Annotated in this window: 9 protein-coding genes; 7 read left to right on the plus strand and 2 right to left on the minus strand. The window is 38.6% G+C overall.

The features are described from left to right. The first annotated feature begins 30 nt into the window (after positions 1–30). The 6 genes from AC07UM_RS17105 to AC07UM_RS17130 are packed head-to-tail and all read left to right on the plus strand — an operon-like array spanning position 31 to position 5,822. A complete protein-coding gene (locus tag AC07UM_RS17105) occupies positions 31–1,701 on the plus strand; it encodes a hypothetical protein (protein WP_494681273.1) in 1,671 nt (556 codons plus the stop codon). Continuing rightward, the gene (locus AC07UM_RS17110) at positions 1,698–2,180 is read left to right on the plus strand and encodes a hypothetical protein (RefSeq protein WP_494681274.1); all 483 of its coding nucleotides are present in this window, start codon (positions 1,698–1,700) and stop codon (positions 2,178–2,180) included. The genes AC07UM_RS17105 and AC07UM_RS17110 overlap by 4 nt, the downstream gene beginning before the upstream one ends. Positions 2,181–2,231: 51 nt before the next feature. After that, positions 2,232–3,101, plus strand: a complete 870-nt coding sequence (locus AC07UM_RS17115) for a hypothetical protein (protein ID WP_494681275.1) — start codon at positions 2,232–2,234, stop codon at positions 3,099–3,101. Then, a complete protein-coding gene (locus AC07UM_RS17120; protein ID WP_494681276.1) occupies positions 3,088–3,249 on the plus strand; it encodes a hypothetical protein in 162 nt (53 codons plus the stop codon). The genes AC07UM_RS17115 and AC07UM_RS17120 overlap by 14 nt, the downstream gene beginning before the upstream one ends. A gap of 1 nt (position 3,250) precedes the next feature. Beyond that, positions 3,251–4,843 (plus strand): hypothetical protein, encoded by a 1,593-nt coding sequence (locus AC07UM_RS17125; RefSeq protein ID WP_494681277.1) that lies wholly within the window; start codon positions 3,251–3,253, stop codon positions 4,841–4,843. Further along, positions 4,836–5,822 carry a hypothetical protein gene (locus AC07UM_RS17130; RefSeq protein WP_494681278.1) on the plus strand — a complete coding sequence of 329 codons (987 nt, stop codon included), beginning with the start codon at positions 4,836–4,838 and terminating at the stop codon, positions 5,820–5,822. Before AC07UM_RS17125 ends, AC07UM_RS17130 begins: the two co-directional genes overlap by 8 nt. A gap of 617 nt (positions 5,823–6,439) precedes the next feature. Here AC07UM_RS17130 and AC07UM_RS17135 read toward each other — a convergent pair. Both AC07UM_RS17135 and AC07UM_RS17140 read right to left on the minus strand, forming a co-directional pair. Further along, the gene (locus tag AC07UM_RS17135; protein WP_494681279.1) at positions 6,440–9,922 is read right to left on the minus strand and encodes an RCC1 domain-containing protein; all 3,483 of its coding nucleotides are present in this window, start codon (positions 9,920–9,922) and stop codon (positions 6,440–6,442) included. Positions 9,923–9,941: 19 nt separating this feature from the next. After that, positions 9,942–11,120 (minus strand): hypothetical protein, encoded by a 1,179-nt coding sequence (locus AC07UM_RS17140; protein ID WP_494681280.1) that lies wholly within the window; start codon positions 11,118–11,120, stop codon positions 9,942–9,944. 1,422 nt (positions 11,121–12,542) lie between these two features. Between AC07UM_RS17140 and AC07UM_RS17145 the strand changes: the two genes are divergently transcribed. Next, a partial coding sequence (locus AC07UM_RS17145) for a cold-shock protein (RefSeq protein WP_276728769.1) occupies positions 12,543–12,613 on the plus strand: 71 nt, incomplete at its 3' end.

The following is a 12,613-nucleotide window of genomic DNA, read 5'->3' on the forward strand; positions in this document are numbered from 1 at the left end:
TTTTCAATAATCAGCTCAAAATAAAATGGTATGAGTGAAGAAGCACAAGAAAAAGATGATTACGCTGCAAACCCCAATCAAAAGACTTATGATATGCCGCACCAGGTAGATCATGAGGTGAATGTGGTGAAAATATATTTTGCGAAACAAGTTCCTAAAATGATTTGGGAAAAGAAAGAAGAACCCTATACCGTAAAAAGTGGAGGGCTGGTATCTGACGTCAAAAAGAAGTATGAAAAAAAAGGAAGAAGGAATCTCCAGGCTGATAAAGAAGATTCTGTAAGATTAAAAGCAAAAGAGTCGGTGAAAATCACATGGGAAGAAGAGGTACAGGCGAAAAAAGCTGATGGCAGCCTGGATTTTGATTTTGAGAGAATAAACAGTACCACCATTAAAAAGAAAGTCTGGGTTGTAGCCAATTGTGAAGGAGCCAGCGGAAAGCTATCGGTTGAGATTCATGAAAATAAATTGAAAAATGCGGAAAACATCTATGAAAATCCAGTAAAGTTTCTGGATGGTGAGGAGGAAAAAAGCAAAATTGAATTCACGATCAACGGAACATTGGTGTATGCCAAAGAAATAGCAATGCGTCCCAAAAGTGATGAAGATTTGAAGAAACTGATAGATAAATTTAATAAAAGAGATGATAGAAACGCGTTTTTATATTTCAAAGCTGAAGTAACAGGAACAGAAGATGAAGTGAAATTTCCGGATGAAACGCATGAATTTTTAAATAAAGACAATGAAAGATTCGAGATCAGATATTGTAATTGTGGAAACAATTACGATATCACCTGTACCCGATACAGTAAAAGATATGGGCCCGCCTACTGGGGATCAAAAAAACTTGAAAATTATTCTGATTGGGATACATTAATTGAAGATAAAAAAATTACGGCTGAAGAAAAGGCTATTTTGGTGGGAATGTCTGAAAATGAAGGCAAATTAGACTCTGTCCAGTCCTATGACTGGGACCTCTCCGGTGAACAGATGATATTAACGGCCGGAGCCATGCAAAAAACAGTGGATCATACCGGAAAAGGGGAATTTACGACACAGGTTGAAGAATTTAAAGCCCAGCATCCTGAAAAATATGACGAGCTATTTGTATCATGTGGATGGACCGTAGACTCCGGGATTCTGTATTATAAAGATCCGGCAGATTCCAAAGCGGAAAAAATTACAGGAAATACATTATCAAACAAAATCAGAGAAAACTGTAAAGAATCTTTATTTGGAAAAACAGTAGAATGCAAGCCACTGCAACCGATTGTCAATGCTGTTATTGATAAAACATTTCAGGAAAAACAAGTGCTGGATTTTATCACGAGATTAAAAGAGGTTGTACTTCCTTTAACTCCTACAGGCTATTCCTATAAATTGTCAGATTATTTACAATCAAAATTAGGAAAGGCCACCGTACTGGATCATCACATCAACAGACCGGGATTCGTAAAAGATGATTTCGGAGCTGCATTAGATAGGTTTTTCGCCAAAAAAGATGCCAACACGGCCAAAGAAAATAAAACCAAAAAAGAAGGTGAAAAAATAGAAAAACTATCAAGAAATCCTGGCGAGTGGGGAGAGATGCACGGTAAATATGAACAGGAAATCCTTGATGATTACGGCAATACAAGAAGAGGTACCGATATGGACAAACGGTATGAAAAAATGGAAAAAAATTCAAATTTATCATCATGAAACAATTTATAACCCTCCTAATGATTTTAGTCATTTGCATTACATGCGGAAACACCGTTTCCCATCGAAATCATGATGTACAGAATAAAAAGGTAAAGAAAGACACCCTCATTACTTTAAATGGTACCTCATCACTGTATTATGCGTCCTATAACAGCGATATGAAACTATGGTATAATCTTTATATCATCAATAAAAAGAAGAAGATAAAAGTAGGAAAAGGAAATGAATACAAAGGTACGGGAAGTGAGCTATTCTCCCGTCTATCTCCCAATGCCAATTATGTCGTGGTAGATGCCATCATCAAAGACTATGTGCATGAAAGTGATAAAGACAGTACCCTGCATGAAAACTACACTTGTGCTATTATTGATCTGAAAACAGCAAAAATAGTGAAACAAATGCAGCAAAACTGTGATGGATCCTGGAACAAAAAAAGCCAGTGGGTTTCCTCTGGCGGAAAAGTAGTTTTTAAATAAAAGTAATGGTTTAATCAGCGATAAGAAGTTGTAAAAAACGGGTGAAAAATTATGGAGCCAGTGTTTCCTATACATATTAAATTAAACCTTCTCGAAGGAAAGAAATTTTATCGCTATTCATGTAATGAATATACCACCACCCATGGGAAAACTCACAGAAGCGAGCTCAACAAAAATTTTCATGTTACGCTGAAGCGTTTAGAAACAGAAAGATTTGAATACCATATCGAAACTTTTGACAGAGTGCACCGGGATAAGGAACTCTCGCTCTCCGAAAAAGATTTTTTAACCAGAATTGCAGCAGTCAATGATGATGTAGTGCTTATAACGGATGAATACGGCCGTTTAAAAAATGTACAGGGATTGACAATTCTTCAGGACAGAATGGAAAAAACTATAGAAAAGCTCTCCCGATCTTATGTTGGTAAAAAGGCAGAGGATTTTTATCAGTTTTTAAAAGATTTTTACCAAAAGGAAAATCTTGTGGGTAAAGATTTTTTAAAAAATATTCATTTCGGAATGATCCTCCATCAATTCTACGGAAGGCATGAGAAAGAGAATCAGAAAAAGCATAGGGTACGTTACCGTAATTTTATGGATAATACCGTAATCGATATAGACGAAAGTATACAGACGGAGGCTATGCGTTGTGATGATGAATTATTACTATTACAATACACCGGCGATATCCCTTCAGATAAAAACTGGGAAATGTTTTATGGAGAGATGAAAAGAAAGGAAATCGCTTATCATAGCGAAACTGATTTTCCAAAACTGGACAAATATAAAGGACAGATGTTATTAGATGCTGTGACCAAAGAAGTGCTGGAACATAAATTAACCATAGAGTTTTCCCTGGGAGAAAACTATCAAAAGAAAATCATCTATCATATAAAAGAAATAAGTCATGAAGAATTATAAAAAAATAGGATGGATCGAAGAACTGCAGAACCAGCTGGATGAAAAATTTGACGGTCTGAACCTCATCTCATGTAAAGAAGATAACATCACGGATCATCCTCATCATGAAATATCAGAAACTCCCGTATTAAAAATAGAAAAATCTTAAAATGGCGACACGTATTACCATAACAGACTCCGGGCAGACACAGACTTTAAACGGCCCATTGGCTCCGGATACTCCCGATGACTCATTGCAGCGCATCAGTGACGTTTATTTTGCCAAAAAAGTGACTACAGACAATGGAACAAGAGTAAGCTTCACAAAAATTGATTCTGCCCACATACAGCGGGATCACGATAATGTGGAAATTCCCTACGATTCTATGTTAGGAAAAACCGTGTATCTGATTATTGAGACCAGCAATATGACAGACCTGAGTATAGATGCCGTGATAAGACCTTCAGCCAGTACCATGACAGAAAACACAGACACATTACAGCTCATGCGTTTTGTATCTCCCAACCGATATGAAGTACAGAGGCTGTTGACGGTACAGGTCGGAAATTTTGCTGCCCTCAACAACAGAGAGGGCAGCCATGCTCATTATACCAATCTGCAAAGTGACCATATCAATAAAGCGATTATTAAACTACAGCTCAGACCGGATGGAAGAGCTACTTTTGATGACTGGACCAGAAGACTGGCAGATGGCAGTATCAATCTGGAAGTAGCAGTAGAAAGAACAGACAACAATCCTTGTGCCTATAGAGATGAACAGCAAGAAGTAAATGGAGCCGGTATTTTCTTAGATGATGACACAGCAAGATTCAGAGTGGTCAATAAAAATATCTATACCATTCACCATGGCAGTAATACGTACAATACTTTAGCCGTGATCAGTACCAATCCGGAAAGAAGGAGAAGGATTCAGAAAGTTCTGAATGCCCAATCTACGGAAGTTATCTTCTTTTATTATGATCAAAACGATAATGAACACAGGATTTGTGCCAGAACCAAAGAAACGATCACCAGAAAAAGAAGAATGAATGCCATTCCACCGCTGGCCCAGAGAGGAGCGCTGTTGCAGACCATAGATTTTACCGCCAACAGAGCTGCCGGAGAACAGATTGATGCTCATCAGTTATTGGTGTATGCTAACGGAACACTTGGTGATGGAGCCACCGATAAATGGTACGCTAACCAACAGGGAAATGTTGAAATGGTGGATATGGATATTTTAGCGAATAATGGTGTGGGACCACAGATTTTTGAAGCATTCAATTATAATCAAAATGGAGTGATCATCCGGTATGGATTTCAGCATACCAGAAGAAGAAGTATTCAGCCGGATTTATTTGCTGGTTTCTTAGGGTCATTGGCACAATTCAGACAGGAAGGACACAATCATTATATTGTATCTCAGGGGTTCTCTTATGCTGATGCGTCGTGTTATCCCAGTGCAGAACATGTGAATGGAGAAGCAGGAGATTTGAATTTATTAACGACTCTGCAGAATGGAAACAATACGATCCTTACGGCCGCGAATTTTGATTATGACAATGAAGTAATTCTTAGAAACATCCTTTATGACTTTGGGTTTATATTAGGCCGGTCAGAAGATTTTTCCAACACTGCAAATGCCAGTACGGCAGACAATGCCAGCACACGGTTACCTCATACCACCCATACCGCTAATCCCAGACATAACAATCATTTGCATGTCCACGGTTTCACCCCAATATCAGATATATATGTTTAAAATTAATATCGCTTGTTTTAGTATCTTATTTTTTCTTTTTTCCTGTTATAGTAAGGCTCAAACAGAAAATAAGACAACCAACACAGAAGTACATTCAACAGATAAAGGATCGTTTTCTTTTAATATCAAGAAGGCGGATTGTATAACGCTGCCATTTGGGTATTCAGATCTTTCAAAACGAACAACAGCTGATGCCATTCTGCCTGTCATACAGGATGAGAATACATTGAAGAAAATCAATGCATTGAAATTTGAAACAACAATCAAAAAAGATCTTGTATTACTTCCTGAAGAATATGATGTCCTTCTGCCATTCAGCACTACTGTCAATGAAAAATATGACCGTATTACAATAGCCTCTGATTTTCTGTGCTACGGAGACTATTCAGTCTACTTTATGGCGGTCTATAATACTGTTCGTTACGCCGAGCCATTTATTGAAAAAATATACTTAGTTTCAACCAAGGACGGTAAGCTTATCGATATGAAAAGAATCTATCTTAATCATCAGGGAGAAATGGGTTTTGCCCACTACACCCTATTTAATATCGATAAAAATCACATCATTTCTCTGCAGGATTATGAGTTTACTGAAGATCCTTTCAAGCTAAAACCTTTACAGCAATACCAGATTCTACCCTCCGGAAAATTTTCCAGATACTATAACAAAGATGGCCCTTATAAAAATGAGGAAGAACAGGGCACGGTGAAAAACCACCTTAAAGAAGGAAAATGGATCGAAACCAAATCCAATAGCTCCATAGATATACAAAAACATCCTGAATTCACAGATCCCTATACTTATCTGGAAGCGGAGTATAAAAATGGGTTACCTGTTGGAACTTGGAAATGTTATAAATTACTACAGAAATACAGTGAGGAAACAGGAGAACCTATCATCAATACAAGGAAAAAAGGACCATTAGTATATACTGAAATGTATAAAAACGGACTCTTGGAAAAACGTGAATTTCATTAACTCAGGTCTGGCTAGGGAAGTCTTTTTACTCCTTTACAAAGTCTATACTGCTGGATAAACGTTTGCTTATTGCTTTGTTGGAACATCGCAAAGGCGCAAGGCTTTTTAAGCTGTATGGGAATTAAGACGCAAGAAAATCAAAGATTTTCAGCTAGTTATTCATTAGGGAATAACCTGTATTCGATTATATCAGATAAGCTTACGCTTTTTTAACGCAAAGGTTTTTATAAGATCCTGATGATTTTTAGGAAAGCAAAGGTGGCGGATTTTCCGCTGATGAAGCAGATGGATAAAACGATCACTTCATCAAATCAATCAAGGATTGATTCTCTCTTTGCCTCCTACTCTATACATTATTACAGTAAACCTTTGCGTCAATGAAATTTCTATTCATTAGGTGTGCTTCTCTCTGCTCTTCGAAGTTTCCTGACTTTGGAGAATGTTTTATTAATGATTGCTTTTATTATATTCATCCAAAGTCGGAAGACTTTATATAACAAAGAAAAGAGATCAGCAAAAGAATATTAAAAAAATAACGCCACTTAAAGATAAGTGGCGCTATTTTGAAAGATTTCAAATGTAAAGAAATCTTAGTTATTCTTATAAGATTTTAATGCTTATCGCTTGATTACTTTTACTGTTTTCACAACGTCATTAGCAGCATTTATTTTAACCAGATAAGCTCCTGATGGGAGTCCGGAAACATCAATGATTCCTTTCGTATCATTGATGGCCTTCGTAAGTACCTGCTGTCCGGCTGCATTGTAAACCGCTACCGACAATATCTTCTGGTCGAACGAAATCGTCAGGATATCCTGTACCGGATTTGGATAGACCTTCAGCTGATCCGCTTTTGCTGTAATTTTATCAACGGCTAAATTCCCTTTAGCGGAAGTTGAAACTTTAGTAACAGTTCCACTACTTGTACCACAAGCAACGGGTGTGAAAATTTTCTTTATAGCATTAGTGCCATCTCCAATCTGTCCCTTGAAATTATAACCACTGATGGCCAGAAATCCATTAGCATTGATAGCAAATGTATTGTTAGCTCCTGCTGCAATACTTTGCCAGTCGGTTGCATTTCCGATACGCATAGGTGTAGAGGTGTTCGTCTCTGTACCGTCTCCTAATTGCCCAAAGCCATTATATCCCCAGGTCCATAGCGTTCCATCGGTTTTGAGCGCTATAGTAGAGCTATATATGCCAGTCTTCACACTTTGCCAGTTGGCTTCTGTTCCTACCTGGGTCGGAATATTCTTTTGAGTTGTAGTTCCATCACCTAACTGTCCCCTGCCATTATAACCCCAGGCCCATAGTGTTCCATCGGTTTTAAGTGCTATCGAATGATCATCTCCTGCTGTAACACTTTTCCAATTCGTTGCCGTTCCGATTTGAATAGGGGAACTTACTGCTATTGCAGTTCCATTACCTAATTGTCCATAATTATTATCTCCCCAGGTCCATAGTGTTCCATCACTTTTTATAGCAAGGGTATGATATCCTCCTGAGGCAATACTTACCCAGTCTGTTGCTGTTCCTATTTGTACAGGTATGCTTTTGTTAATGAGGGTACCATCACCTAACTGTCCCCAGCTATTATAGCCCCAGGCCCAAAGTGTTCCATCTGACTGTATAGCAAAAGTCTGTTTTTCCCCGGTTGCAATATCCAACCATCCTGTTGCGGTTCCTACCTGCGTTGGAGCAGTTCTCGTGGTGGTAGTTCCATCACCTAACTGTCCTCTGCTATTCTCTCCCCAGGTCCATATGGATCCATTGGCTTTCATACCTGCTGAAAAATAAGACCCGGTAACAATTTTTACCCAATTATTTTCGGTGCCGATTTGTGTTGGGGTATTTCTATTGATCGTAGTTCCATCTCCCAGCTCTCCTTCATAGTTATTTCCCCAGGCCCATAGTGTTCCATCTGTTTTGAGCGCTATTGAATAATCAATACCACCGCTCACACTTTGCCAGCAGCCTGTTGCAGTGGTAGGAAGTGTAGTAAAGGAACCTCCCGGCACCCAGATATACGGGCTGAATCCACAGTTAGACCCTACCCACCAATAGTAAGTAGTGTCAGGTAGTAAATTGGTTAAATTGGCTGTTGTAGAAGTAGAAGGTACACCTCCTTGAACCCCTCCAACCGTTGGGCTGGTACTGTAAAGATACACATACCCCTGACTAGGAGCCAACGTTGCTGCTGTCCAGTTAAGGGTAGCCGTTGCAGAAGTAATATTGGCAGATGAAACCGGTGTTGGAGGAATACAATACTGAGGGCAAGCCGTAGAAATAAATGTATTTTTGTTAACTTTCGTACCGTCACCTAGCTGCCAGCTATCATTTCGTCCGCAAACCTTTAGAAAACTGTCAAATTTCTGCACAAGAATATGATTTTCACCGGCAAAAACCTGCTTATTGTCTGAAGAGGAATCTACCTGCGTAGGTGATGTAGTATTTCCTCCACTGGTACCATTACCCAACTGTCCAAAATTATTCTTGCCCCATGACCAAAGGGTTCCGTCTGTCTTGGTTGCAAATGTAAAACTATTTCCAACCGTTACAGTTTGCCAGTTGGTTGCGGTTCCTACTTGTATTTGGGTATTTTTTGAAATGGTAGTACCATCTCCCAACTGTCCATTACTATTACCACCCCAGGTCCATAACGTTCCATCGGTTTTGATTCCTATCGAATGCTGAACTCCTGTATCAATACTTTTCCAATTAGTACCCGTTCCAATTCGCGTTGGGGTATTTTTTGATACTGAAGTTCCGTCTCCCAGTTGTCCATAATTATTAATTCCCCATCCCCACAGCGTTCCATCGGTTTTGATGGCTAAGGTCTGATAATTGGCGGCACGAATACTTTTCCAATTGGCAGCCGTTCCGATTTGTGTTGGAATATTTTTCGAAACTGTAGTTCCATCTCCCAATTGTCCGTTACCATTACCTCCCCATGCCCATAGCGTTCCATCGGTTTTAATTCCTACGGAATGTTCAGCTCCACCGCCAAGACTTTGCCAGTCCGTTGCAGTTCCTATCTGGGTAGGAACCGTTTTGCCAGTTAACGTTCCGTCTCCTAATTGCCCGGAAGCATTATTCCCCCACGCCCACAACGTTCCGTTTGTTTTAATGGCAAGGGTATGCCTGTTGCCGACATATATGCTTTTCCAATCTGTTGATGTTCCTACTTGGGTAGGAATAAGTTTGACATATGTAGTTCCGTCCCCTAATTGTCCTGATGTATTACTTCCCCATGCCCACAAACTTCCGTCTGTTTTGATTCCTACCGAATGGTCTTCTCTTGTGATAAGGCTTTGCCAGCAGCCTGTAAAAGCTGTGGTCTGTACATCAATAACATTTCTAAAAACAGGTCCCCAAACACCCGTATTGTCTTTGATACGAACACCAAATACATGCAAGCCATTAGCCGGTAAAGCAATTCCTGCATCAGCCAACTGCTCAAAAGAAGTATCGAAATTTGTATCAGCAGCCAATAAAGCAGTTCCGTTTCCTGCTCCCGGATCTGTATCCCAAAAATACTCGGCCTGAGAAACAGTTATTATGGGAGATGCTGAAGTTTGCTGAATATTAATAACATGAGTAAAAACCGGCCCCCAAACTCCCATATTGTCTTTGATACGGATACTGAATTTGTGTAAACCGCTGCCCGGTGTGGCAACTCCTGATGCACTCAGTTGTTCAATAAAGCTGTCAAAAGTACCATCGGCAGCCAATATGGGATTCCCATTTCCTGCTCCCGGATCAGTATCCCAAAAATACTCAGCCTGCGAAACAGCTATTACTGCAGAAGTCTGATTAGACTGAACATCAATAATGTTGGTGAAAACCGGTCCCCAAACTCCCATATTGTCCTTGACACGGATACTGAATTTATGTAAACCGTTGCCCGGGGTGGCAATGTCTGTTTTGGAAAGCTGCTCAACAACGTTATCGAAAGTACCATCGGCAGCCCATACCGGAGTTCCATTTCCTGTTCCGGGATCGATATCCCAAAAATATTCTGCCTGACTGACCAATACTTGCGCCGGGCACAGCATCACCATCAACAAGGCAATTATACTATAGATATAATTTTTCATATTGTTATATCGTTAGAAATTATTTAGAAAAACCAGATCCGATGATGTTGAAAGTTCCGCTGGTAATAGATCTAGGAGTCGACAGATAGTTTACCTGAGGTTTGTTACCATTATTTGCCGGCCAGTAATTCATCCAGCTGTTAGAGCCTCCATAATGCCCGGCGTCGTTTCTTGTTAGGTCTAAATCGGTGTATTTTACACCAGGATTTCCGGCATTTACATTCATCCCGGTTACCGTATACGCTACATTATCGAAGTTCAGAGTCATTGATCCTGAATTATCGCTCTGCGTCATATTACCTTCTGTTACAAAAGTATTGGTGAATACATTATAATTAGCCGTTATAGCGACGTTATTGCTTTTGTTTTGAATGCACGCATTGGTCCCTCCTACCACAAAAGAAGAGGCATTGTTCATAATAGCAATATTTCCTGCATTAAGACTATTCCCCAAGTTGACGTAAAGCGGAGCCGTATCTGCGGGAGTATAATTATAGACGGTATTGTTAATGATTTCGTTAGAGCTTCCTGCTTTAAGACCATAAATATAAATACCGGTACAAAAATTATTGTTAAATTTAAAATTATAATTGGATTGTGAATTGGATATAAACGAGCCAGATACATTACCGTACACCTCAATATCAGATCCAACAGGGCTGTTGTCCTGCGTGGCTATTACGGCAATACTTTGTGCTTTATTCGCGGTACATCTTCCGTGAGAAAACTTCAGCATTCCACTAATCGTACAACCGGAGATATTGGTAGTGAAATTCACTTTGTCTGTTAAAACATTATGCAGATCACAGTTTACAATGTTAATAAAAGTTCTTCCTGTACCTATTGGAAAAGTTGCCTCTAGATTGTACATACCATAATATCCTGAACTCAGATTGCTGATCGTCACCGTTCTTCCTGTTGCCGGATTAATGCTTACATTTCCCTGAATGATATATTTGGTATAATGGGTTTCGGAAACAAAAGTGAGCGATTTATTGATAATCAGATTTTCTACATAAGCTTCTCCATTCGCTTTAGGCTGAATGATGATACGATCTCCGTCTGAAGCTGCTGTGATTGCTGTACTTACGGTAGGATAAGCTCCGCCTGCTCCTCCGTTTCTAACATATAAATCAGCGGCAAAAGCCATAGTACACGATAAGCCTGTGAAGGCAACGATAAGTAGTTTCTTTGTCATAATAGTGTAAAAATTATTGAGTTTATTATTAAATTATATTCTTTGGTTTTTTAATCATTCTCTTGCTGCTATTTTCCCATTGCACCCTTTGCCGGGTACAGGGTAATCGTATAAAGATTTGCATCAATAAATTACTATTGATTAAAAAATGTCTCGCTGACTGCGATGGTATTGTATCATAACGGATACCATATGAAGCTTTCCCAACTTTCAACAAAAGCAGATCGCAGATCGAAAGCGAAATTCCGATCATCTTTTTTATACCAGCTATTCTTCCCATCTTGATGGACGGAAATAATCAAATAAGCCTTACAGGTTCTAAAGGATTGGCAGCTCTCAAGAAATTCTGAGGATTTACTGTTGTTACATTGTCGGGAACACTTTAGTTTTGAGGTATTACAGAAATAAATACCGTGTAGTTTTGTTCTTTTTCATGGTTTAATTAGTTTTGAAATCAGGTTTTTAGTTTTTTTGCAACAACAATATGATCAGCTATATTGATTTTATGTTGTTGATTACAAAAGTATATTTTTATTATGGATCATCAAATAGTGAATAAAAAATAATATTATTTTAACCTTTGAAAATCCGGTAAATAGAATTGATCATCAGTACCTTCTTTTCCTAATATTGTCAAGCCTTTCCTTCAAAAGATAAAAAGCTCAGAATCATCATCAACTGTTGTTGAAATCCCATTCCCGGCAGCGAATGTAACGGCTCAAAAAAAGAAATCAGCAGCTCCGTCAAGCCATGGGCTATTAGAGGTATCTAAAGACATTGAAATCAAGGTAATATCTGGTGATGAACAATTTGAAAATAGCCCCCCACTACCGCACGAATCCTTTCGTGTGGTTTTAGCATTATTTAAGCATTCTAACGGTGCAAAACTGAAGATTTGTGCTTCGATTGCCCTACCCTAGCAAGCCCCAAAACGTTAGCTATAGATAAAACTTAATCTCAAAAAAAGATTCATAGCACATTCAATATGTAACAAAAGTTCTGCCTGGTATTAATCTGAGGAGTAAACATCCCCTTTTAGAGACAGAAAAAGGGTCTGAAATAACCCAATTTTATTTATTATACTCGTGTTAATTTCTATTATAAAAAAATAAAAAACAGAAAAGCGCTTGTTTTCAATAAATTATGTTTATATTTGTAAAATAATCAGGCTTCTGCCGACGCTTCTTCTGAAATTTCTGAACTTACAATTCCCCATCAGTCTTCGCTTTTACAGCCGCTAATTTTTGTCATCAACTTAACAGGTGCAGTACCTTTTTTCAGCTTGAATACTTTCAAGATTCTAAAAATACCAACATCATTTTCTTGTTCACAAATCGATTTATTACAGTTTTGAAGTAATTATCAATCCCGTAATGGCAACAGCCAAAATAATTTATCAGTAATACAACAATTTATAATACAATGCAACAAGGAACAGTAAAATTCTTTAACGATGCCAAAGGATTTGGTTTTATTTCACCTTCAAATGGAGG

Source organism: Chryseobacterium sp. GW821-FHT04C04, from assembly GCF_059420365.1.